Source organism: Geomonas silvestris (genome assembly GCF_014193515.1).
Classification (GTDB): Bacteria; Desulfobacterota; Desulfuromonadia; order Geobacterales; family Geobacteraceae; genus Geomonas; species Geomonas silvestris.
This window is the reverse complement of record NZ_BLXX01000014.1, coordinates 49,391-72,119: the sequence shown is the minus strand read 5'-3', so window position 1 is coordinate 72,119 and position 22,729 is coordinate 49,391. Positions and strand designations below refer to the sequence as shown.

Here is a 22,729-nt window from a genome sequence, read left to right as displayed (position 1 = left end):
GTTGATCTTTCTGGATATCTTCTTCAGTGGGCACTCTTCTCATGGCTTTTCCCCCCGCTACTGACCAGCAAAAACGAACTGAGTTAGTATACCTTAAAAAACAGAGACACGGCGCGGGTAAAAAGAAATCCAGCTGAGAACGAACGTGGGGGGGGACGCGGAGAGGCAGAGGCTAGCAGACGTCCTGGTATTCGAGGGTCTCACCCAGGTAGGTGGTAACGACGAGCCGCGACCCTTCGCGCCGCACGCACTCCGCGGCGACCTCGACCTTCCCCTTGCCACCGGGGAGATCGATCACGTAGTGGGGGACGGCCAATCCCGAGGTGTGGCCGCGCAGCGCCTTGAGCACCTCGACCCCTTTAGCGAGCGGAGTGCGGAAGTGCGCGGTCCCCTTCACCAGGTCCATCTGGTGCAGGTAGTAGGGGCGCACCCTCAGGAGCAGAAGCTTCAGCATGAGCCGGCGCATCACCTGAGGGTCGTCGTTAACCCCCTTGAGGAGCACCGACTGGTTCCCGAGCGGAATCCCGGCGTCGGCCAAAAGCGCGCAGGCCCGGGCCGAGCGATCGGTGATCTCGTCGGGGTGGTTGAAATGGGTATTGACGAACAGCGGATGGAAGCGCTTGAGCAAGGCGGCAAGCTTCGGGGTCACCCTCTCGGGGAGCGTCACGGGGACCCGGGTCCCAATGCGCACGATCTCAAGGTGCGGGATGCGGCGCAGGCCGGCCAGGAGGTCTTCCAGACGCTCGTCGCTCAAAAGGAGCGGGTCGCCGCCGGAGAGGACCACGTCGCGGATCTCGGGATGCCCGGCGAGGTACTCCAGGGCCTCTTTTTGCGGGGCCACCTGCATCCCGGCGCACCCCACGCCGCGCTTTCTCATGCAGAAGCGGCAATAGACGGCGCAGGAGGCGGAGGCGATCCAGACCACCCGGTCGGGGTAGCGGTGGATGAGCCCGGGGACCGGCGAGAGGCGCTCCTCGTCGAGGGGATCGGGGGACTGGGAGAGGTCAGCGAGTTCCGCAGGGTCGGGGACGCACTGGCGCCAGATTGCGTCCCCCGGCTCCTTGATCAGGCCGAGGTAGTACGGGGTGATGCGCATCGGGTAGCGCCCAACCACCCCGGCAAGCGGAGCCGCGTCCACGCGAAAAAGCCCGGCTAGTTCCTCCGGGCTGGTAACGCTCTGGTTCAGGCTCTTCTCCCAGGCTTGCATCAGACCTCGAGTGCCCCGATGAGCGAGGCGACGGAAGCGATCTTGTGATCGACCAGGTACTGTTCCATCTCGGCCGCGATGCGCTGTGCAGCACCCGGGTCGAGAAAGCTCGCGGTGCCGACCTGGACCGCGCTGGCACCCGCCAGCATGAACTCCAGGGCGTCGCGCCCGTTCATGATACCGCCGATGCCGATGAGCGGCAGCTTGACCGCGCGAGCCACCTGCCAGACCATGCGCAGCGCCACGGGCTTGATGGCCGGCCCGGAGAGCCCGCCGGTCACGTTGGCCAACACCGGGCGGCGCCGGTCCAGGTCGATCGCCATGCCGGTCAGCGTGTTGATGAGCGAGAGGGCATCGGCACCCGCGTCGGCGCAGGCCTTGGCCATCGCGACCACGTCGGTCACGTTCGGGGAGAGCTTCACAATCATCGGCTTCTTGGTATTGCGGCGCACCAGGCGGACCACCTCCTGCGCGGCAGCAGGATCGGTACCGAAGACGATCCCCCCCTGTTTCACGTTGGGGCAGGAGATGTTCACCTCGACCCCCGCCACGCCGGAAAGGGCGTCCAGGCGCGAGGCGACCTCGCCGTACTCCTCGAGGGTGTTGCCGTAGAGGTTGGCGATCACCGGGGTGTCGACCTTGGCCAGGTAGGGGAGTTTCTCCGTGATGAAGGCGTCGATCCCGACGTTTTGCAGGCCGATGGCGTTCAGCATCCCCCCCGGGGTCTCCACGATGCGCGGCGTCGGGTTGCCGGCCTTGGGGCGCAGCGAGAGCCCCTTGGTGACCAGGGCGCCAATGCTCTCCAGGTCCAGGTGCGCGGCGAACTCGGCGCCGTAGCCGAAGGTGCCGGAGGCGGTCATCACCGGGTTGCGCAGCTTGATACCGGCCAGCTCGACGGTCATGTCAGGTTTATGCATGCGCTAACTCCATTTAAGTTCGAAGCTGTCGAAGACGGGGCCGTCCTTGCAGACGCAGCGGTAGTCGGGGGTCTCCTCGGTGTGGGCTGCGCCGGGCAGCACGCACCCGAGGCAGGCGCCCACGCCGCAGGCCATGTAGGCCTCCATGGAGACCTGGCAGGGGACCTGGTGCCGCTCCGCCATGATGGCCACGGCGCGCAGCATCGGGGTCGGGCCGCAGGCGAAAATCCGCTTGCCGGGCGCCAGGTGCCGATCGAGCACTTCGGTCACCAGGCCGCTCTCCCCGAGCGTTCCGTCGTCGGTGGAGACGTAGGTCTCGACGCCGAGACGCTCGAACTCGGTGATGCAGAGGATGTCGTCGCGGTTTCTGCCGCCGGCGAAAAGGCGCACCTTCTCCCCCTTGGCCACCAACTCCTTGGCGAGGTAATAGAGCGGGGCGAGGCCGATCCCGCCACCCACCAGGAGCTTCTCCTCGCCGGCCGGGCCGGGGTTGAAGGACTTCCCGAGCGGGGCCAAGAGGTCGACCAGGTCGCCGTGGTGCAGCGTGGAGAGCATCTTGGTCCCCTTCCCCACCACCTTGAAGAGGATCTCGGCGTAGGTCTGGTCCGCGCCGCCAGCGTACTCGGCGGGGAGGACGCCGACATCGAAGAAGCCGAAGGGGCGCCGCAAAAGCGGGTCGATCGACTCGCTCACCTTGAGCATGAGAAACTGCCCGGGGAGCGTCTTTTCCAGCTCCTTGGGAGCGGTCATCCTCATCCGGAAATACCCCGGCGAGACCTCCACGTTCGAGACTACCATTGATTTAAACTGCATCGCTCTCCTCTGCCTGCTGCTCAAAGGTGTATTCCATCAAGATGGCGTCATCGCCATTTTCATAGTAGGCCTTGCGGCAGCCGACCTCGTGAAAGCCGACCGACCCGTACAGGGTGATCGCCTCGCGGTTGCCGGTGCGCACCTCGAGTCCCAGCCGCAGGACCTGGCGTTCCCGGCACAGCTCGAAGGCGTGCCACACCAGTAGCCGTCCGATGCCGCGGCCGCGCTGAGCGGGGTCGACGGCGACGTCGAGGATCTCGGCCTCATCGAGGATGACTTTCAAACAGAGATAGCCGGCGAGGTGTCCTTCCGGAATCAGTGCGACGAGGGGGATACCGAAGGGCGACTGTATTTCGTCGCGGAAGTGATCTCTGGTCCAGGGGCGCGCGAACGACGCAGACTCGATTTCGAGGACCGCATCCAGGTCATTTTCCGACATGGAACGGACTTTTATTTCAGTAGGTTTACCCGTCACTGCAGCGCATCATAAGCAAAGGACCATGCGAAGTAAACAAATTTTTCGCTTTGACATTTGGGGCTACATGCGTTAGATTTCTCCTTTATTTTATCGGAGGATCTGCCTTGAACGAGACTAAAATCACATACAAAGACGCCGGTGTAGACATCGATGCCGGCAACACGTTTGTCAAGATGATCAAGCCATTGGTGAAGGCCACCTCGCGGCCGGAAGTGCTGGCCGACATCGGTGGTTTCGGCGGCTTGTTCTCCCTCAACACCGGCAAGTATAAGCACCCGGTGCTGGTCTCCGGCACCGACGGCGTCGGCACCAAGCTGAAGCTCGCCTTCCTGGCCGACCGTCACGACACCATCGGCATCGACCTGGTCGCGATGTGCGTGAACGACATAATCGTCCAGGGCGCCGAGCCGCTCTTCTTCCTCGACTACCTCGCCACCGCGAAACTCGACCCTGCCAAGGGGGCCTCCATCATCAAGGGCGTCTCCGAAGGGTGCGTCCAGGCCGGCTGCGCGCTGATCGGCGGCGAGACCGCCGAGATGCCCGGTTTCTACTCAGGCGACGAGTACGACATGGCCGGCTTCGCCGTCGGTGTCGTGGAACGCGAGAACATCATCGACGGCTCCTCCATCACCGTCGGGAACCACCTGATCGGCCTCGCCTCCTCCGGTCTGCACAGCAACGGCTACTCCCTGGCGCGCAAGGTGATCCTCGATGTCATGGGGATGGATATCAACGACCAGATCCCGAGCCTGGGCAAGACCGTGGCCGAGGAACTGCTCACCCCGACCCGCATCTACGTCCGCTCCATCATGAACCTCTTGCGCGACTTCACCATCAACGGCATCGCCCACATCACCGGTGGCGGCCTTCTGGAGAACATCCCGCGCGTACTCCCCAACGGCTGCAAGGCGGTGATCCGCAAAGACAGCTGGCAGGTCCCCGAAATCTTCCAGATTATCCAGAAAGGCGGCAACATCGAGGAGTCCGAGTTGTTCCGCACCTTCAACTGCGGCATCGGCATGGTGATCATCGTGCCGGAGCGCGAGGCGGAAGAGATCCTGATCCGTCTCTCCGGGCTGAACGAGACCGCCTTCCACATCGGCGAGGTCGTCAAGTGCGAAGCCGGCAAGGAATGCGTCGAGCTCGTCTAGGACCTTAGGGCCCCCATGGATAACCTCCTCAACATCGGCGTCCTGGTATCCGGCAGCGGCACCAACCTGCAGTGCATCATCGATGCCTGCAGCCGGGGCGAGCTGCCGGGCCGGGTTGCCTGCGTCATCAGCAACAAGGCGGACGCCTACGCGCTGGAGCGTGCCCAAAATGCCGGCATCCCGGCGCTGCACCTCGATCACCGCGCCTACTCGGGGCGCGAGGGGTACGACGAGGCGCTGGTGGCTGCCCTGCGCGGGTTCGGGGTAGAGCTCGTCGTAATGGCTGGGTTCATGCGCATCATCACCCCGGTGCTCCTGGACGCCTTCCCGATGGCGGTCATGAACATCCACCCCGCCCTGCTCCCGTCCTTCCCCGGGCTGCACGCCGCGCGCCAGGCGCTCGAGTACGGCGCCAAGGTGGCCGGCTGCACCGTTCATTTCGTCGATTCCGGCACAGACACCGGCCCCATCATCCTCCAGGCCACGGTCCCCATCCTCGAGGGCGACACCGAGGAAACCCTCTCGGCGCGCATCCAGAAGGAAGAGCACCGCATCTACCCGGAAGCGGTTCGGCTCTTCGCCCAGGGGCGTCTGTCGGTCGACGGGCGGCTGGTACGTATCAGGTAACAGCCAAAGTAAACCACCGAACCGCCTTCCCTAATCTTCCTTAGTCTTCCCCTCTTCAACTCTTCAACTCTTCGCTTCGCCCGTTTTCTCCAGTCGAGCAATTTCTCCCGGCAGCAAGGTTCCCTACTCCTGGCTTAGATACCCTCCTGCATCGAGGGCGTACAGCCAGGCGAGCAACTCCGCCACCGCCTGGTAGAGCTCCGGGGGGATCTCGCTGTCCAGGTCGACCTGCATCAAGAGGTTCACCAGTTCCGCAGACTGGTGCACGTAGACCCCGGAATCCTGGGCAAGCGAGATGATCGCCTCCGCGGTGACACCGCTCCCCTTGGCGACCACGCGCGGCGCGCCGTCGTCGGAGCCGTAGGCCATCGCCACGGCCTTTTTCAGATCGCTAGGCCGTCTCAGCATCTTTGGCCACCATCTGGGTCAGAGAAAGTCCCCGCGCCCAAAGCGCCTCCCGCAACTCTCCCACCCCCCCCTTGAGAATGCCGGCAGAACCGGGCTGGTCGCAGACCAGCTGCAGCTGCACCCCTTGGGGCGTCAGGCGCAGGGTTGCGGCCACACGCCCCAACTGGGGGAGCGTCAGCACAAGGTTACTCTCCACCTCGCGCTCCCCGGCAGCCTCGTCGTGCAGCGTCACCGCAAGCTCCATTTCCTGTCCAGGCCACGCCTCGCCCCGCCAGGCTAGGACCCCGTTGTTTAACAGGTGCAGCTGCTCCTTGATGAAAGGAAGGGTTCTGCCGTCGGCAATCTCGGCCCCGTCGAGGTCCGGATCCCCCTCCTCGGCACCTTTCAGCCGCCGAGAGAGCTTTCCCTGGGGCTCCTTGAGCAGTTCGCCGAGGGGGAGCCCGCCGGCCGCCCATTGCGCCAGGTGCGCCTCGTAAAAAAGCCCCCCCTGGGTAAGCGCTTCCTTGAGCCGTTCGCCCAGAAGCGCCGTCCCGTGCGGCGGCTCATCCAGCAGCGTCCCCTGCAAAAGTGGAAGCGCCGGGGCCTCGTTGACCACGCCCGCCAGCCACTTTCCAAGCGAACTCAAGGAGACCGAGGAACCGACCTCTGGGCGCAGCACGTTGAAGGTGACCTTGGGGTCAGCCGAGACGAAGGTCATCTCGAGGGTTTCCCCCGGCTGCACGTTGAGCGGTATCTCCAGCTTGAAGAGCTCGCCGGCCACCCGGGCCAGGTAGAGGTTGTTGGGGAGGGTCGCCAGGATCTCGGCTTTCACCTGCTGCCCGGGGTTGAGTTGCAGGTGGCTTCCCGCCCGCTGCTGCACCTCGACTGGAGGTGCGACCGTCGAGCGTGCCAGTACCGGCAGAACCTGTCTTTGTACTTGGTCGTTGATGAGCATGCCGATTCCCAGGACTGCCGGTAAGAGAAACTCTGCGTCGTGCGGCACGACGCAGGACAGAGGCGCAGCTCTTCTTCCTATCGGCACAAACCGCGATCTCTGAAGCACAAAATTGGAACCAGTAGCGCCACCCTTTAATGACGCAGTGTAAACTCGGCACATTTTTCAGAGCAAAAAAACAATTGAGCCATAGCATCTTCCGGCAATATCAGTAGTATTGAATGAGCTTTCCGCCCTGGGAGCATCAACTCCGGGTTTTTAGACTAAACAAATCTCTCGGCTATCCGATAAGCAAAGAGAGAAGCAGTTACTCCGGGTGTGTTGCAGCGAGGGCAACTGATGAAACATGCACTCCGCATCCTGATCGTGGACGACTCGCCCGAGGATGCAGCCCTTATTGCACGTCAGCTTCAGCAGGAGTTCGCCCCCCGTTACGAGCGCGTCGAAACCGCCGAAGAGATGAGCCTTGCCCTGGACAAGGGAGGTTGGCACCTCGTGGTTTCGGACTGGGTCATGCCCTGCTTCAGCGGGCTCGCGGCGCTCCACCTGCTGCAAGAGCGCGAGGTGGACATCCCCTTCATCATGGTCTCAGGCCAGATGGGGGAGGACGTCGCCGTCGAGGCGATGCGTGCGGGGGCACACGATTTCCTGATCAAGGACCACCTCTCCCGCTTGGTCCCCGCCATCAAGCGGGAACTGAACGAGGCCGTGGTGCGTCGCGAGCGCAACCTCGCCGAGGACGCCCTCACCGCGACGGAAGCCCGCTTCCAAAGCCTCGTGGAACAGTCCCTGGTCGGCATCTTCATGCTGCAGGACGACGTCTTCACCTACGTGAACCCGAAGTTCGCCGAGGTGTTCGGCTACCTGCAGGACGATCTCATCGAGAAGAAGTCCCTGCTCGAACTGGTGACCCGCGACGACCAGATCCGGGTCAGCACCCAGTTCCTGCGCCCACTTACCCAGGGGAGCACCAGCCTGCACTTCACCTTCCGCGGCAGGCGCCAGGACCAGCAGCTCATAGAACTCGAGGTGAACGGGACCAGGACCCAGCTAAACGGGTCCCCCGCGGTGATCGGCACGCTCCTGGACGTAACCGAGCGCAAGCGGGCCGAGGAGGAGCTGAGCAAGCTTTGGCGCGCCGTGGAGCAGAGCCCGGTCTCCATCGTGATCACCGATCTCGCTGGCCGCATCGAGTACGTGAACCCGCGGGTCGCCGAGGTCACCGGCTACAGCGAGGCGGAACTGGTGGGGCAAAACCCGCGCATCCTGAAATCGGGGACCATGACGGGGGAGTTTTACCTGAACCTCTGGCAGACCATCAGCACGGGGCGGGAATGGCACGGGGAGCTTCATAACCGGAAAAAAAACGGCGACCTGTTCTGGGAGAGCGGCTGCATCTCGGCGGTGAAGAACTCCGAGGGGCGCATCACCCATTTCGTGGCCGTGAAGGAAGACATCACCGAGCGGAAGATTTCGGTGGACCACCTGCGCCAGGTCCAGAAGATGGAGGCGATCGGCCAGCTGGCCGGCGGCATCGCCCACGACTTCAACAACCTCTTGACCATCATAAACGGCTACAGCACCCTTATCATCAAGGGTCTCGAGCCGGGGACCCCGATGCGCAAGGAGGCCGAACAGATCCTGCGTGCCGGCGAGCGGGCCGCCGACCTGACCCGGCAGCTTCTCAGTTTCAGCAGGCGCCAGATCCAGGAGCCCAAGGTTCTCAACATCAACACCCAGGTGCAGTCCGCCGAGAAGATGCTGCGCCGCCTGATCGGCGAACACATCACGCTGGCGACCGAACTGGCGCTCGACGTCGGGCTCATCAAGATGGACCCCGGGCAGGTCGAGCAGGTCATCATGAACCTGGTGGTCAACGCGCGCGACGCCTCGGAAAACGGTGGGCTCATCACCATCGAGACCGGGAACCGCCAGCTCGACGAGGAGTTCACCCAGCAGCACCCGGGATCGATTGCCGGGAGCTACGTCCGGGTCACCGTGAGCGACCGGGGACTGGGAATGAACGAAGAGGTGAAGCGCCGCCTGTTCGAGCCGTTCTTCACCACCAAAGAGATGGGGCGCGGCACCGGCCTGGGTCTCGCCACGGTGTACGGCATCGTCAAGCAAAGCGGCGGCTACATCGACGTGATCAGCCAGCCGGGCCAGGGGGCGAGCTTCGACATCTACCTGCCGCGGGTCTACCAGCCTGCCGACCCCCTGAAGCGCCCGGTCCTCGAGGATCCCAGCCGCGGTCACCACACCATCCTGGTGGTCGAGGACGAGCCGGGGGTACTGAACCTGGTGACGCACACCTTGCGCAAGCGCGGCTACCAGGTGCTGGAAACCACCGATCCCGAACTGGGGGTGGAGATCTTCCGGGAGCACAAGGACTCCATCGACATGCTGCTCACCGACGTGGTGATGCCGTTTATGAGCGGCCCCGCGCTGGCGGAGGAGTTGACCCGCTTGAAACCGGGACTGAAGATCCTCTTCATGTCTGGGCATGCCGAGAACCGGGCGAGCCTGGAGAAGATCCTGGAGCAGGGAGCCCCCTTCCTGCCCAAGCCGTTTGCGAGCGATACGCTGATCAGTAAAGTTAAAGAGACGCTGGCCGGAAGCCCGCTCATGCCGGGCCCGGAAGTTTCAGGAGGTAGCCATTGAAAGGAAACATCCTAATAGCCGATGATGAGGAGATGATCCGCGATCTCATCAACATCACCCTTACCAAGGAAGGGTATACCTGCCACCAGGCCGCCAGTGCCGAGGAGGGGCTGGAGATCATCAACAGCACCAAGCTCGACATGGCACTTCTGGACATCATGATGCCGGGCCGCTCGGGGATCGACCTGCTCAAGGACATCAAGGAGTACACGCCTGACACGACCGTGTTGATGATCACCGCCCTCAACGACATGGACACCGCCCTCTCCTGCATCCACCACGGCGCCGAGGACTACATCACCAAGCCCTTCAACCTGGACCGGGTGCTTCTCACCGTGAAGAACGTCATGGAGAAGCGCCGCCTGGTGCAGGAGAACCAGGAATACCAGGCAAACCTCGAGCAGAAGGTGCGCGAACAGACCGAGGTGATCCGCACGGTCATGGGGGAGATCAACCAGGCCTACGAGCACACCCTGGTGGCCCTGATCCGGGCGCTGGACGCCCGGGAGAAGGAGGTGGGGAGCCACTCCGAGAGGGTTATGGCCTACGCGAAGCTTTTGGCCGAGGCGGCCGGCATCGAGGAGCGGGGACGCTCCATCCTCGCCAAGGGAGCACTTCTGCACGACATCGGCAAGATCGGCGTCTCGGACAACATCCTTCTGAAGCCGGGAAAACTCGACGATGCCGAGTGGGAGGTGATGCGCCAGCACCCCAGCACCGGGTTCGAGATCCTCTCGGGGATCCGCTACTTCGCCGGGGCGGCGGAACTGGTGCTTTCGCACCACGAGCGCTACGACGGTGCCGGCTACCCGCACGGCCTAAGCGGCGAGACGATCCCGATCAGCGCGAGGATCTTCGCCCTGGTGGACACGCTCGACGCCATGACCTCCGACCGCCCCTACCGTAAGGCGCTCTGCTACGACGCGGTGCGCGAGGAGGTGCAGCGCTGCTCGGGGCGCCAGTTCGACCCGAAGCTGGTCGAGGTGTTCCTGGGGATACCGAAGTCGGCCTGGGAGATCGCGGCGGGGAAGAAGCTGCTGTAAAAAGGGTTCAGCACAGACCCCGGGAGGGGCAAAATAAAAGAGCCGGAAAGCAGATCGCTTTCCGGCTCTTTTTAGTGCTCTGCAGCACCCGGGGAGCTAGTCGCTGGCGCCGATGCGGTAGCGCTCCAGGCGGTCGCGCAGGGTGTTGCGGCTGATCCCCAAAAGCTTCGCGGCGAATACCTGGTTGTTGTTGCTCTTCTCCATCGCCATGTGGATGAGCGCCTTCTCGAGCCCCATGTTGACGTTCTCGTAGATGGCACCCTTGTTCTTCTGGCAGATCCCGTCGAAGACAGGTTCGAGCATGCTCCAGAACACCTCGTAGTAGTCGTCGCCGGCCGCCTCCAGGTCGACCTCCTTGATACCGGTTCCGGGTTTTGCCTTGAGGAACGATTCGAAATCGCCGGGGACCAGGATATCGCCGCGACAGAACACCACGGCGGAGTTGATCACGTTCTTAAGCTCCCTGATGTTCCCCTCGAACTGGTGGGTGGTCAAGAGCCCCATGGTGTCGGGAGAGATCCCCTTGATGTTCTTGCCGTACTTCTTGGAGAACTTCTTGACGAACAGGTCGACCAACAGGGGGATGTCCTCGGCACGGTCCCTAAGCGGCGGCAGGAAGAAGTTGACCACGCGCAGGCGGTAGAAGAGGTCCATGCGGAAGGCCTTCTCCTTGACCTGGTTCAAGAGGCTCCGGTTGGTGGCGGCGATCACCCTCACGTCGACCTTGATGGTCTCGTTCCCCCCTACCCGCTCGAACTCCTGGTTCTCGAGGATGCGCAGGAATTTTCCCTGGTTGGTCGGGCTCATCTCGCCGATCTCGTCCAGGAAAATTGTGCCGCCGTTGCACTGTTCGAACTTCCCGATGCGTCGCGAGTGGGCATCGGTGAAGGCCCCCTTCTCGTGGCCGAACAGCTCGCTCTCCAAAAGCGCCTCGGGGAGCGCGGCGCAGTTCACCGCCAGAAAGGGGCGGTTCTTGCGGCGCGAGTTGTTGTAGACGGCGCGCGCCAAAAGCTCCTTGCCAGTACCCGACTCACCCTGGATGAGTACCGTGGCGTCGGAGTCGGCGACGGTGCCCACCATCTTCCAGATCTCGATCATCTCGGGAGAGGAGCCGATCATCAGGTCCTCGGTGAGGTCCTCCTCGACCGTGGGGCGCTCCCGGGTGTAGCGCACCTTGCGGCTTAACAGGTTGCACTCCAGCGCCTTTTTCACCGCCCCTTTGAGCTTGTTCATGTCGAAGGGCTTGGTGACGTAATCGAAGGCGCCGTGCTTCATCGCCTCGATGGCGTTCTGGGTGGTCTTGTAGCCGGTGGCCATGATCACCGCAAGCCCCGGGTCGATCTTCTTGGCCTCCTTGAGCACCTCGATCCCGGACTTCTGCGGCAGGCTGATGTCCATGATGGCCACGTTGGGGCGGTCGGCAACCACGCGCCGTAAGGCGGATTCGCTCTCGCTTTCCAGAAAGAGCTCGTACTCCTCCCCGGCAAAGACGCTCTTCAGCATGAGCAGGATGTCGTGGTCATCGTCCAATATGAGAAGTTTAGCGGTCATCGTCAGTTCTCCCTCGCTGGCGTATATGGCGATACAAGGTGCCGCGTGGCAGATGCCATGAAACCACGCCGCACCGATATGTCAAGTGATCGGTGCCGGCACAAAGAGAATTGCACCGTCGAGGTTCTTATCGGCAGGAGCTTAAGAAAAGATGAGAAAATCTCCCCTGGAAAACGAAAAAAACCGCCCCGGATACCGGGGCGGTTTTTTGTGCTCGCGCTGTGTCGAACAACTCGTGGCGCAATCAGCTACATGTCGTCATCCTCGTAGCTGTCGTCACCGTAGGAGTCGTCGGCTTCGCCTTCTTCCTCTTCCTCTTCCTCTTCGTCGAATTCCTCGCCCAGGTACTGCTGCGGCGAGCGCTCGTCTTCTTCCTTGATAGCCTCAAACCGCTCCAGGACCTCCGGATTCGTGCAGTAGCGGCCGTCCTTTTGACAACAGGTGTCCAGGTCGCAGAGATCGAAGAGCTGGATTTCACTGCAGAGTCGTTGCGGCTTCTGTGTTTCCATACCTTTCCCCTAAACAAGTTGCTTGTTGCTGGTTATGCCTCTATCGACGAAACGGCAGGGGCGCTTAAACGAAAAGTGCCCCGGACATTTCCGTCATACTACTCTTTTTAGCCTGCGTTGACAAACGACATCGCCTGCTCCACGTCGGCCTTGCAGCCGATGTAGATGGGGGCGCGCTGGTCCAGCGACTCCGGTACGATGTCGAGGATGGGGATCTGGCCGTTGCTGGCCGAGCCGCCGGCGTGCTCGATGATGAACGCCATCGGGTTCAGCTCGAACAACACGCGCAGTTTCCCGTTGGGGGAACCGTTGAGCGCCGGGTACATGAAGAGCCCCTTCCCCTTCATGAGCACCTGGTTGATGTCCGGCACGAAGCCGCCCGAGTAGCGCAGCTTGCACCCCTTGGCTTCCAGGTGCTGGATGAACTTCTCGACGCCCGGCGCGTACTTGTTGCGCAGCCCGCCCGGAGCGTAGATGTTCCCTTCCGGCTGCATCCTGATGTTCTCGCGGGTCAGGGTGAACTCCATCAGGTTGTTCATGGTGAATTCGTGCACGCCGTCGCCCACGGTGTAGACCAAGGAAACGCGCGGCCCGTAGAGGATGTACATGGCGCAGACCTGGTTGCGGCCAGGCTGCAAGAGGTCGCATCCCTCGTAGATCGAGACGATGGTACCCACGGCGAGGTTCACGTCCACCAGCGAGGAGCCGTCCAAGGGATCATAGGCCACCGAGTAGAGCCCGTCGGCCTGGGCCTGCGCCTGGTAGATCTCGTCCATCTCCTCGGAGGCGATGTTGCAGACCACGCCAGAGTGGATCAGGCGCTTGCGCATGATGCGGTCGGAGAGGACATCGAGCGCCAGCTGCTCTTCGCCGTACAGGTTCGAGGTACCCGCCACGCCCAGATCACCGGTGCGCACCGCGTTGATCACGTACTTGCTGGCCTCGGCGATCTCGCAGATAAGATGGATGAGATTGTCGCTGATATTCTGACCGCGCAGGTGACGACGCAGATCGATCTGAAACTTGGACTGTCCGGGTGCAGTAGGCATGATCCCCCTCCCAATCATTAAATTAAAATTATTTTACCGCCCGTAGAGTATGTCAAAACACATGACAAATCAAGGAAAAAAAGCCGGAGCGTTTCCATGAGTTTCCTCTTCAATCCTTTTTCATGGGTGTGCGACGATTACCGCGCGGGGACCCGGGGTATCCCGTATCCGACCCGGGAAAAACCCGCAGCTACGGCGGGTTGGCTAACCTTCGGAGATGACGCGTCAAAGTGTCGGAGAGCCCAGGGCGGCGCGCCCCACCCCTGCCAGGGACCTGGACGGAGACGCAAAAATGGGAGGGTCGCACCAGACACGACCCTCCCGCAATTATTGCAATTAATTTATGAAAGCAGAGCCGCTGGCGCTGGAGCCGAAGGGACGGCGTTCAAGCGAACGTAGCGGGCGTCGGCGGGATGGATGGGGACTCGGGGAGAAGTGGCACCGCGGGGTGCACCCCCTTCCCCAATTTCATCCACGCAGTGCCCATTCACCAGCCCGGTACTAGGCGACCCAGTCGTCGTCCTCTTCGACCGGTGCGAAGCCGCGGCGCATGGTGTTCTCGGTGACGACGCGCGGATCCATGAAGTGCAGCAGATAATCCGGCCCGCCCGCCTTGGTGCCGACGCCCGACATCCGGGAACCGCCGAACGGCTGGCGGCCGACGAGGGCGCCGGTGTTGTTGCGGTTCAGGTACAGGTTTCCGACGCGGAACTCACGACGAGCCTGAGCCAGGTGTTCCGGACTTCTGGAGAAGACGCCGCCGGTAAGGGCGAACTTGGTGGAGTTTGCCCACTCGATCGCCTGGTCGAAGTCCTTGGCGCGCATCACGGCGAGGACCGGTCCGAAGATCTCCTCCTGGGCGATGCGGTGCTCCGGCTTGATGCCACCGATGATGGTCATCGGCACGAAGTAACCCTCAGAGGGAACCTTGCTCTCGTAGAGGACATGCCCTTCCTTCTTGCCGATCTCGGCGTACTCGAGGATGGTCTTCATCGCCTTGTCGTCGGCAACGGCGCCCATGTAGTTGGCCGGATCCTCGGAGGGGCCGACCAGGGTCGCCTTGGCCATGGAGACCAGGCGCTCGATGAACTTGTCGTAGACTGCGTCCAGCACGATGACACGTGAGCAGGCGGAGCACTTCTGCCCCTGGAAGCCGAAGGCGGAGTAGAGCACGTGGGGAACCGCCTCGTCCAGGTCGGCGTCGTCGTCGATGATGATGGCGTTTTTGCCGCCCATCTCGCAGACGATCTTCTTCACGTTCTCCTGGCCCGGGTAGACCTTGGCGGCGCGGTCGATGATCCTGAGGCCGATCTCCATCGAGCCGGTGAAGGCGATCAGGGAGACGTCCGGGCTGTCCACCAGGTAGTCGCCCATGACCGAACCGCGGCCCGGGGTGTAGTTGAAGACGCCGGCGGGGAGCCCGGCTTCGCGGAAGATCTCGACCATGTGCCAGCCGATCACCGAGGTGATGCCGGAAGGCTTGAAGACCACGCAGTTACCGGCCACGATGGCGGCGGACGCCATACCCATGCCGATGGCGAGCGGGAAGTTCCAGGGGGCGATGACCGCGGCGACCCCTTTGGGCTCGTAGAAGTAGTGGTTCAGCTCGCCCGGAGCGTTGCCGACGCGCTTCGGCTTGCCGAGCTTGATCATCTCGCGTGCGTAGTACTCGAGGAAGTCGATCGCCTCGGTGACGTCGGCGTAGGCCTGGTCCCACTGCTTGCCGATCTCCAGCACCTGCCATGCCGAGAGTTCGAAGACGCGGCGGCGCGCGATGGCTGCGGCCTTGATCAGGTACTGGGCTCGGTCCGCCGGTGCGGTGTCGCGCCACGCCGGGAAGGCGCTCTTCGCAGCGGCGATCGCCTCGCCGACTTCCTTGGTGCCGGCCTGGCAGATCACGCCGACCACCTCGGAGGGTTTCGCCGGGTTCACGCTGGGGAGCGTGTCGGCGCTCTTCACTTCCTTGCCGCCGATAAAGAGCGGGTAGTTCTTGCCCAGCTGCTGGCGCACTGCGGCGATCTGTTTCGGGAACTCGGCGCGATGGTCGGCGCGGGTGAAGTCGACCATCGCCTCGTTGAAGAACGGCTTCAGGCCGCCCGGCCCCTTCTCTTCCGGCTTCTGCTTGGCGGCGCGGGCTGCTTTCTCGCGCTCCACGGTGACGATCGGATCTTCCAGCAGGCGCTCGATCTGGGCGTCCTCGGCGAAGCTCTGGCGCAGGAAGGACTCGTTCGCGGTGTTCTCCAGAAGGCGGCGCACCAGGTAGCCCATCCCCGGGACCATGTCGCCGTACGGGCAGTAGAGGCGGATGCGGCCGGCGACCTTCAGGATCCCCTTACGCACCGGCTCGGCCATGCCGTAGAGCACCTGGAACTCGTAGCGATCGTCGGACACCTTCAGCTCGCGGGCCATTTCCATGACGGCGGAGATGGTGCGGATGTTGTGCGAGGCGCAGGCGAAGTGGCAGATGTCGGCGTTCTCCAGGATCATGCGGGCCTGGCGCTCGTAGGCGGCGTCGGACTCGGCCTTGATGGTCCAGACCGGGATTTTCCAGTCGTTCTGCTTGGCCTTGACGGTCTCGTAGTCCCAGTAGGCGCCCTTCACCAGGCGGATGGAGATCTTCACCTTGTTGTCGCGGGCCCACTTGAGCAGGGCCGGCAGGTCCTGGTCGGTATCCACCAGGTAGGCCTGCAGCACGATCCCCAGTTGGTCGTAGTCCGGGTACTCGAGCTTCAGCCTTTTGTACACCTCGAGGATGATGTCCTTGTGGCGGTAGGACTCCATGTCGATGCACAGGAAGCCATCCAGCTCGATGACCTTCTTGGCGATGATGCGCACCCTTTTCAGGATCGCCTCGACGGAACCTTCGAAGTCCTGCGGGTTGGCAAGGCAGAACAGCGCGGTCGGCTTGATGGCGACGTTGACCTTGGGAGCGTGGCCCCAGTCGAGGTTGGCGTTGCCATAGTTCCCAAGCGGCTTCCAGTCCTGGTACTGGCTCTTCAGCGAGTCGAGCAGCTCCAGGTAGGTGTTCATGTAGACGTCGGCCTCGTGTTCGGAAAGCGTTGCCTCACCAAGGACGTCGACGACGAAGGCGAAGCCGTCCTTACGAAGCTTCTCCATGTTCTTGATGGCTTCCTTGGTGTTCTCGCCGACCACGAACTGGCGGGCCATCTCCTGGATGTTGGTGGTGAGGACTTTGTTGAGCACTGCACCGCCGAAGGAGCCGAGCATGCCGGCCACCTTGGCTCCGGTGGAGAGGACCGGCGGCATGTCCTTTTCTTCGCCGAAGTATTCGCGGATGTGGTCGGTGAGGAGCTTGCCGGTGGTGAGCGACGGGAAAACGTCGACGAACCGGAACATCTGGATCTTGAAAGTTTCGTTCTTCATACTCCAGTCCATCACCTTGCCCATCCAGGCTCCCTTGTTGAAGAGGGACGGCTTCTCGCCGGAGATGGTGGAGAAGAACTCCTTGCCGCGTCCAACAACCTTGCTGTTCAATTCACTGTTCATCAAAAGCTCCTTGTCTATGGTTTGCCACGAGGTGCACTAAATTGATAACCAGGGAATATATTAGCACAAGGCGTGCCACGAGGCGGGAGATGAGACTGCCGGAACGGCGAAATGGCGGACGCTAGAAATCCGTATATGACTTTTCAGCTAGTTAGCCGGAGGGATGGCACGTTGTGGCGGGAAAAAGCGAGGCGGAGCCGGAGGGAGTCCCGGAATGAGCGGAGCTTCGTTATGCACTACTGCATATTGAGCACGGGCTTTAGGTAGTTCCCAGCCCGTGCCGCTTCAATTTCCGGGCGATCGTCGATTGGTTCACGCCGAGCGCTTCGGCCATCTTCACCTGGTTCCCGTACTTCGCCAGCGCCTTCTGCAGCACGGAGCGCTCGACGCTGTCCAGGGTTTCCTGGAGGGTCATCTCCTCGGGCCAGACCGCACTCGGGCCGGGGGTGGCGCTGCCGCCTGCGGCGATCTCGGCGGGTAAATCCTTGAGGTCGATCAGGTTCCCCTCGGTCATGACCACCAGGCGCTCGCAGATGTTCATGAGCTGGCGCACGTTGCCGGGGTAGTCGTAGGCCAAAAGCGCATCCTGGGCAGCGCGGGTCAGCCGCTTGCGGATCGAGTCCCGCTCGCCGAAGAGGTCCATGTAGTGCCGGATCAGCGGCAGGATGCAGTCCTTGCGGTCGCGCAAGGCCGGAACGTGGATCGGGATCACGTTGAGGCGGTAGTAGAGATCGAGCCGGAAGCTCCCCTGCTTTACCATCTCCTCGAGGTTGCGATGCGTGGCGGCGAGGATCCTCACGTCCAGGTGGCGCGCCTTGGTCCCGCCCAGGCGGATCACCCGGCCGTTTTCCAGGAAGCGCAGGAGCTTCACCTGGGCCGCGGGTGGGAGCTCCGCGATCTCGTCGAGGAAGAGGATGCCGCCGTCGGCAAGCTCCAGGTAACCCGGTTTGCCGCCGGACTGCGCGCCGGTAAAGGCCCCCTTCTCATAGCCGAACAGCTCGGATTCGATGAGGGATTCGGGGATGGCGCCGCAGTTGATCTCGATGAGCGGTTTCTCGGCGCGGCTCGAGTTCTTCTGGATCAGGTCGGCGATGAGCCCCTTCCCTACCCCGGATTCGCCGAGGATCAGCACCGTCGAGTTGACCGCGCTCACCTTGAGCGCCTGGCGCAGCGCCTTCAGCATGGCCGGGCTGCGCGCGATGACGCGCCGCGATTCCAGGTCCGCCTGGCGCATCTCCAGCATGTGGCTGCGGAACTGGTCCCGGATCGCCTCCTGCTCTTCAAGTTCGCGCTGCAGGTTGTCGATCTCAGTGATGTCCCGTTCGCTCACCACCACGCGGATCACCTGGCCGCCCTCGTCGAAGACCGGGGTGCCCGTAGAGATCAACTTGCGCCCTTCCCGGTTTTGCAGCTGGCTCACCACGGAGCGCGAGGTGAGCGCCTCGAGGGCTGCCGACCGGTCGATGAACCCCTGCTCCAAAAGTTCCCGCATGTTCTTGCCGACGACCTCGCCGGCACGGATGTTGTTGATGCGCTCCGAGGCCGGGTTGATGCGGATCACCCGCGCCTCGGCGTCGCAGATCCAGAGCCCGTCCGAGGAGGAGTCGATGATGGCGTCGAGCTCGCGGGTCTGTTCCTGGAAGGCCCGCATCTGGCGGGCGAGCTCCTCGACGGTAAGGGAGCTGGAATCGTTGTTCAGGGTATCGGACATGCACTAAACCTCGAAGATTTTGCCGGACGCCCCATTATGCACAAATGCATGGGATATGCAAGAGAGGATAGTGGAACGACAGAGGAAAAGCACCGAGCGGTCACGTCGTTGAGCGGCAACGGCAAAGAACTCAGAACGAAGCGAGGAAACGACTCCTCAGCCACAGAACGGCTCGACTTAAACGGTCTTTTCTCTGACGCTTTTATAGGCGTTGAAGGAGTAGAGGGCGAGGCCGCACCAGATGAAGCCGAAGCTCACCAGGTGGGCATGGGTGAAGGTCTCCCCGTAGATGAGGACGGCGAGGAGGAAATGCAGGGTCGGCGTGATGTACTGCAGAAAGCCGACGGTGGCGAGGCGCAGCCTCTTGGTGGCCCCGATGAAGAGCAAAAGCGGGACGGCGGTTACGATGCCGGAGAGCGAGATGAGGAAATCGAGCCGGGAAGACCCCGAGAGAAAGGCGGCGCTGCCGTGTCGCTGCATCCAGAGGAGATAGGAGAAGGCAATCGGTGCCAGAAGCAGGGTCTCGACGGTGAGCCCCACCAGCGGATCGACCTTGAGCGATTTGCGGATCAGCCCGTAAAGGCCGAAGGTAGCCGCCAGGAGGAGCGAGATCCAGGGCATGACGCCGAAGGAGACGGCCAGGTAGACCACCCCAAGGGCCGCCAGCAGGATGCTCACCCACTGCACCCGCACCAGGCGCTCCTTTAAGAAGACGAAGCCGAGCAGCACGCTCACCAGGGGATTTATGAAGTAGCCGAGGCTGGACTGCAGCACCTCCCCCGCGTTGATGGCGTAGATGAACACCAGCCAGTTGGCGGCGATGAGCAGCGTGGAGAGGCAGAGGACGGCGAGGGATTTGGGCCTGGCGAACAGCTGCAGCATGTCGCGCCAGGCCCCTTTTCCCAGGACCAGGATCATCAGAAAAGCTAACGACCAGCAGATGCGGTGCGAAACCATCTCGAGCGGTGTTACGACGTGTACCGACTTGAAGTAGACCGGGAAAACCCCCCAGCACAGGTAGGCGGCCAACCCGAAAAAGACCCCCTGACGCTGTGCCGACTCCCCCCCTACCCCACTCTCACCACTCCCGACAGCCTCTGCCACAGCTACTCCTAGATTATCTTTAATCCCCGCAGCAGGATGACCAGGATGGTCACCGGCGCCACGTAACGCACAATGAACAGGAATATAGAGATAACCGCGGAATTATGCAAGGCCCCATCGTTGGACAAAACGGCGGCGACCTTCTCCTTGCCCCAGACCCAGCCTACGAAGATGCAGATGAACAGGCCACCCAGCGGCATGAGCAGGTTCGAGGTCAGGAAGTCGTAGAGGTCGAACATGGTCATCCCGAAGACCTTGAAGTTGGCGAGAACGCTGTTGGAGAGTGCAGCGGTGGAGCCGATCAGCGCCAGGAGCACCACGGTGAGCACCGTGGCCTTGACGCGCGACACGCCGAAGCGCTGGTGCAGGTAGGCAACCGGCACCTCCATGATGGAGAGCATGGCCCCGGTCGCGGCGATGGCGCCCAATACGAAGAAGGCGACGACGAACACGCGGCCAAACGGCATCTGGGAGAAGACCGCCGGGATGGTGATGAACAAGAGCGACGGGCCGGCCTCCGGCTTGAAGCCGTAGGTGAACACGGCCGGGAAGATGGCGATGCCGGCCAGGATCGAGACGGTAAGGTCGGCCAGCATGACGCGCACGGCGGTCATCGGGATGTTCTGGTCGTCCCTGAAATAGCTGCCGTAGGTGATCATGGTGCCCATGCCGACGGAGAGCTTGAAGAAGGCAAGGCCCATGGCGGTGAGCACCACGGCGCCGGTGACCTTCGAGAAGTCCGGGTGGAACAGGAAGTTCAGGCCGGCAGCCGCCCCCGGAAGGGTCAGGTTCCTGATGCCGATGAGGACCAGGATAAGGAAGAGCACCGGCATCAGCTTCTTGGTGGTGCTTTCGATACCCTTGGAAACGCCCAGGATGATGATGATGCCGACGTAGACCAGCACGACGCACTGCCACAGGATCGACTGGTACGGGTCGGTGATCAGCCTCTCGAAGGCCGCGCCGGTCACCTTGGGGTCACTGGAGAGGATGTTCCCGGAGAGCGCCTTGAAGACGTAAGCCACGACCCAGCCGGCGACCTCGGTGTAGAACGCGAGGATCAGGAAGGCGGAGACGACACCCGCGGCGCCGATGAGCGCCCAAGACTCCCGCTTCGGATAGAGCACCCGGAAGGTGGTGAGAGCATCCGACTTGGAGCGCCGCCCCAGGAGGAGTTCGGAGATCATGATCGGCAGTCCGGCCATGAGGGTCGACAGGAGGTAGATGATGATGAAGGCCGCCCCGCCGTTCAACCCGGTCAAGGCGGGGAACTTCCAGATGTTGCCCAAGCCTACTGCAGAGCCGAGGGTGGCGGCGATGACGCCAAGACCGGTGGTGAAGCTGTCACGTTTTACCTTGGTGGTTTCCATGTACAGGTACGTCCTTTTCTAGGGCAGATTATCTCCGGGCAGGAGAGTGAAAACGCAAACAAAAGTCTATTCTTATCAAACAGCACTCACAAAGCAGAACGCTGCCGCATCCGCAACAGGGCGCAACGAGCATCGAAGACCGGGAACATCGGGAGCGTCCCCAGATGCGCTCCCACGCCGGGGCACGGGAACGAGAGGAGCTGAGCCTGCTAGCCCTTCCTGATGGTAACCACCTGGCCGGCGGTGATCTGGCAGAGCTGCTCAGGCGTCAGCGAAAACAGGGCGTTGGGAGTACCGGCCGCAGCCCAGACCTCGTCATACTGCAGGAGATCTTCGTCGATGAAGGTATGCAGCGGCGCGGGGTGCCCGACCGGCGGGACACCACCGATAGCAAAGCCGGTCTTCTCGCGGGCGAAATCGGCATCGGCCTTCTCGATCTTCTCACCGACCAGCACGGCCAGCGCCTTCTCGTCCACCCGATTGGCACCGCTGGCGACCACGAAGACAGCCTCGCCGCTGCTTTTGCCACGGAACACCAGGGACTTCACGATCTGCCCGACATCACACCCGACGGCTTGGGCCGCATCCTGCGCGGTGCGGGTGCTGTCGGTAAGTTCCTTTACCTGCAGGTCGAGCCCGAACCCGGCGAGGGCCTTTTGCACCTTCTGCGCGCTGGGGCTAAGAGTAGTAGTCATGCATCCTCCAAGTGACTGATTTCTCGACCTCACAACAAAACCACACAACGGATTCCCCTCCCCCACCGGGAAAAGGGTGAGGACGAGTGAGCCTGGCTCAAGCGCCGCTGCGCGCCGTCGCACGGGTGAAGAGGTACAGCCCGGCGAAGATGAGCGCGCCGCCGCCGACTTGGCGCAGCGTCGGGTTCTCGCCCAGAAACACCGCGGCCCAGAGAATCGCCCCCAACGGCTCACCGAGGATGCTCACCGACACCACCGATGCCTGGACGTAGCGCAGCACCCAGTTGAAGACGGTGTGCCCGAAAACGGTGCAGACCAGGGCAAGGGCCGCGAAGATCAGCCAGTCCTGCCCGGGATACGGATAAAAGGAAAAACCACCCGCCAGAGCACTCCCCGCAAGCACGACCGCACTGGCTCCGTAGGTCACGAAGGTGTAGCCGGAGATCTCCACGTCGCCGCGCAACCGGCGCCCGAGCAGCATGTACCCCGCCACCATGACCGCCGAGAAGAGCGCCAACAGGTCCCCCAGAAAGGCGCGCTCGCCGACCTGGAAGTCGGTGGCGCCGATGACCAGGCTCCCAAGCATGGCGAGAAAGCCTCCCCACATGGCCACACGCGGCACGCGCTCCTTAAAGAACAAAAAGGAGCCGATTACCACGAAGAGCGGCTGGGTGGTGACAAGCACCACGGAACTGGCGATGGAGGTGTATTTAAGGGAGGTGAACCAGGTGACGAAGTGCAGGGCGAGGAAGATGCCGCTCCCCGCCGCCAACGCAACCTGACGCCCGGTCATCTTCTTGAGGGCGACGGCACCGCCGTACAGAGTAAAGGGCGCAAGGATGCAGAAGGTGAAGATCAGCCGGTAGGCCGCAATGATGAGCGGAGGGGCCGTGGCGAGCCGCACGAAGATGGAGGAGAAAGAAACGGCATAAACCCCTACCAGGATGGCCAGGTAGGGGTTTATCCAGGGTTTGCTTGTCGCAACTGCGGGCAC

Annotated in this window: 19 protein-coding genes; 4 read left to right on the top strand and 15 right to left on the bottom strand. The window is 62.5% G+C overall.

Annotated elements, in window-relative coordinates:
• Positions 1–172 precede the first annotated feature (172 nt).
• From GMST_RS18705 to rimI, 4 genes are read right to left on the bottom strand one after another with little or no spacing between them, the layout of a single operon-like run.
• Positions 173–1,207, bottom strand: coding sequence for a KamA family radical SAM protein (locus GMST_RS18705; RefSeq protein WP_183356228.1), 1,035 nt, complete (start codon positions 1,205–1,207; stop codon positions 173–175).
• Positions 1,207–2,124 carry a dihydroorotate dehydrogenase gene (locus GMST_RS18700; RefSeq protein WP_183356227.1) on the bottom strand — a complete coding sequence of 306 codons (918 nt, stop codon included), beginning with the start codon at positions 2,122–2,124 and terminating at the stop codon, positions 1,207–1,209. The genes GMST_RS18705 and GMST_RS18700 overlap by 1 nt, the downstream gene beginning before the upstream one ends.
• A 3-nt stretch (positions 2,125–2,127) precedes the next feature.
• On the bottom strand, positions 2,128–2,937 hold the full coding sequence (locus tag GMST_RS18695) for a dihydroorotate dehydrogenase electron transfer subunit (RefSeq protein WP_183356226.1): 810 nt from the start codon (positions 2,935–2,937) through the stop codon (positions 2,128–2,130).
• The gene (gene rimI / locus GMST_RS18690; RefSeq protein WP_183356225.1) at positions 2,927–3,376 is read right to left on the bottom strand and encodes a ribosomal protein S18-alanine N-acetyltransferase; all 450 of its coding nucleotides are present in this window, start codon (positions 3,374–3,376) and stop codon (positions 2,927–2,929) included. Before rimI ends, GMST_RS18695 begins: the two co-directional genes overlap by 11 nt.
• 143 nt (positions 3,377–3,519) lie before the next feature.
• Here rimI and purM point away from each other — a divergent pair, with 143 nt between their 5' ends.
• Both purM and purN read left to right on the top strand, forming a co-directional pair.
• Positions 3,520–4,566: a phosphoribosylformylglycinamidine cyclo-ligase gene (gene purM, locus GMST_RS18685; protein ID WP_183356224.1), complete on the top strand. Its 1,047-nt coding sequence runs from the start codon at positions 3,520–3,522 to the stop codon at positions 4,564–4,566.
• 15 nt (positions 4,567–4,581) lie between these two features.
• A complete protein-coding gene (gene purN / locus GMST_RS18680; protein WP_183356223.1) occupies positions 4,582–5,193 on the top strand; it encodes a phosphoribosylglycinamide formyltransferase in 612 nt (203 codons plus the stop codon).
• A 123-nt stretch (positions 5,194–5,316) separates the two neighbouring features.
• Here the strand turns inward: purN and GMST_RS18675 are convergent, their stop codons facing one another.
• Positions 5,317–5,601 (bottom strand): EscU/YscU/HrcU family type III secretion system export apparatus switch protein, encoded by a 285-nt coding sequence (locus GMST_RS18675; RefSeq protein ID WP_183356222.1) that lies wholly within the window; start codon positions 5,599–5,601, stop codon positions 5,317–5,319.
• A complete protein-coding gene (fliK, locus tag GMST_RS18670; RefSeq protein ID WP_183356221.1) occupies positions 5,585–6,535 on the bottom strand; it encodes a flagellar hook-length control protein FliK in 951 nt (316 codons plus the stop codon). The genes GMST_RS18675 and fliK overlap by 17 nt, the downstream gene beginning before the upstream one ends.
• Before the next feature lie 339 nt (positions 6,536–6,874).
• Here fliK and GMST_RS18665 point away from each other — a divergent pair, with 339 nt between their 5' ends.
• The gene (locus tag GMST_RS18665) at positions 6,875–9,196 is read left to right on the top strand and encodes a PAS domain-containing hybrid sensor histidine kinase/response regulator (RefSeq protein WP_183356220.1); all 2,322 of its coding nucleotides are present in this window, start codon (positions 6,875–6,877) and stop codon (positions 9,194–9,196) included.
• Positions 9,193–10,239: an HD domain-containing phosphohydrolase gene (locus GMST_RS18660; RefSeq protein WP_183356219.1), complete on the top strand. Its 1,047-nt coding sequence runs from the start codon at positions 9,193–9,195 to the stop codon at positions 10,237–10,239. The genes GMST_RS18665 and GMST_RS18660 overlap by 4 nt, the downstream gene beginning before the upstream one ends.
• Before the next feature lie 96 nt (positions 10,240–10,335).
• Here the strand turns inward: GMST_RS18660 and GMST_RS18655 are convergent, their stop codons facing one another.
• From GMST_RS18655 to GMST_RS18615, 9 genes are all read right to left on the bottom strand, one after another.
• Positions 10,336–11,790 carry a sigma-54-dependent transcriptional regulator gene (locus tag GMST_RS18655; protein ID WP_183356218.1) on the bottom strand — a complete coding sequence of 485 codons (1,455 nt, stop codon included), beginning with the start codon at positions 11,788–11,790 and terminating at the stop codon, positions 10,336–10,338.
• 248 nt (positions 11,791–12,038) lie between these two features.
• Positions 12,039–12,299, bottom strand: a complete 261-nt coding sequence (locus tag GMST_RS18650; protein ID WP_183356217.1) for a hypothetical protein — start codon at positions 12,297–12,299, stop codon at positions 12,039–12,041.
• Between the two features lie 107 nt (positions 12,300–12,406).
• Positions 12,407–13,348: a class 1 fructose-bisphosphatase gene (locus GMST_RS18645; RefSeq protein WP_183356216.1), complete on the bottom strand. Its 942-nt coding sequence runs from the start codon at positions 13,346–13,348 to the stop codon at positions 12,407–12,409.
• 501 nt (positions 13,349–13,849) lie between these two features.
• Positions 13,850–16,858, bottom strand: coding sequence for an L-glutamate gamma-semialdehyde dehydrogenase (pruA, locus tag GMST_RS18640; RefSeq protein WP_183356215.1), 3,009 nt, complete (start codon positions 16,856–16,858; stop codon positions 13,850–13,852).
• Between the two features lie 256 nt (positions 16,859–17,114).
• Positions 17,115–18,566, bottom strand: a complete 1,452-nt coding sequence (locus tag GMST_RS18635; protein ID WP_183356214.1) for a sigma-54 interaction domain-containing protein — start codon at positions 18,564–18,566, stop codon at positions 17,115–17,117.
• Positions 18,567–18,743: 177 nt separating this feature from the next.
• Complete coding sequence (gene rarD, locus GMST_RS18630; protein ID WP_183356213.1) at positions 18,744–19,670, bottom strand: EamA family transporter RarD; 927 nt, start codon at positions 19,668–19,670, stop codon at positions 18,744–18,746.
• Positions 19,671–19,678: 8 nt separating this feature from the next.
• Positions 19,679–21,040, bottom strand: coding sequence for a sodium-dependent transporter (locus GMST_RS18625; protein ID WP_183356212.1), 1,362 nt, complete (start codon positions 21,038–21,040; stop codon positions 19,679–19,681).
• A 209-nt stretch (positions 21,041–21,249) separates the two neighbouring features.
• Positions 21,250–21,735, bottom strand: a complete 486-nt coding sequence (locus GMST_RS18620) for a YbaK/EbsC family protein (RefSeq protein ID WP_183356211.1) — start codon at positions 21,733–21,735, stop codon at positions 21,250–21,252.
• Positions 21,736–21,832: 97 nt separating this feature from the next.
• Entirely contained in the window at positions 21,833–22,729 is an 897-nt protein-coding gene (locus GMST_RS18615; protein ID WP_183356210.1) for a DMT family transporter, read from the bottom strand.

Excerpts from the sequence above, each read along its gene's own strand:
- GMST_RS18705 (WP_183356228.1), bottom strand. The coding sequence starts at position 1,207 with ATGCAAGCCTGGGAGAAGAGCCTGAACCAGAGCGTTACCAGCCCGGAG.
- GMST_RS18700 (WP_183356227.1), bottom strand. The coding sequence starts at position 2,124 with ATGCATAAACCTGACATGACCGTCGAGCTGGCCGGTATCAAGCTGCGC.
- GMST_RS18695 (WP_183356226.1), bottom strand. The coding sequence starts at position 2,937 with ATGCAGTTTAAATCAATGGTAGTCTCGAACGTGGAGGTCTCGCCGGGG.
- rimI (WP_183356225.1), bottom strand. The coding sequence starts at position 3,376 with ATGTCGGAAAATGACCTGGATGCGGTCCTCGAAATCGAGTCTGCGTCG.
- purN (WP_183356223.1), top strand. The coding sequence starts at position 4,582 with ATGGATAACCTCCTCAACATCGGCGTCCTGGTATCCGGCAGCGGCACC.
- GMST_RS18675 (WP_183356222.1), bottom strand. The coding sequence starts at position 5,601 with ATGCTGAGACGGCCTAGCGATCTGAAAAAGGCCGTGGCGATGGCCTAC.
- fliK (WP_183356221.1), bottom strand. The coding sequence starts at position 6,535 with ATGCTCATCAACGACCAAGTACAAAGACAGGTTCTGCCGGTACTGGCA.
- GMST_RS18665 (WP_183356220.1), top strand. The coding sequence starts at position 6,875 with ATGAAACATGCACTCCGCATCCTGATCGTGGACGACTCGCCCGAGGAT.
- GMST_RS18655 (WP_183356218.1), bottom strand. The coding sequence starts at position 11,790 with ATGACCGCTAAACTTCTCATATTGGACGATGACCACGACATCCTGCTC.
- GMST_RS18650 (WP_183356217.1), bottom strand. The coding sequence starts at position 12,299 with ATGGAAACACAGAAGCCGCAACGACTCTGCAGTGAAATCCAGCTCTTC.
- GMST_RS18645 (WP_183356216.1), bottom strand. The coding sequence starts at position 13,348 with ATGCCTACTGCACCCGGACAGTCCAAGTTTCAGATCGATCTGCGTCGT.
- GMST_RS18635 (WP_183356214.1), bottom strand. The coding sequence starts at position 18,566 with ATGTCCGATACCCTGAACAACGATTCCAGCTCCCTTACCGTCGAGGAG.
- GMST_RS18625 (WP_183356212.1), bottom strand. The coding sequence starts at position 21,040 with ATGGAAACCACCAAGGTAAAACGTGACAGCTTCACCACCGGTCTTGGC.
- GMST_RS18620 (WP_183356211.1), bottom strand. The coding sequence starts at position 21,735 with ATGACTACTACTCTTAGCCCCAGCGCGCAGAAGGTGCAAAAGGCCCTC.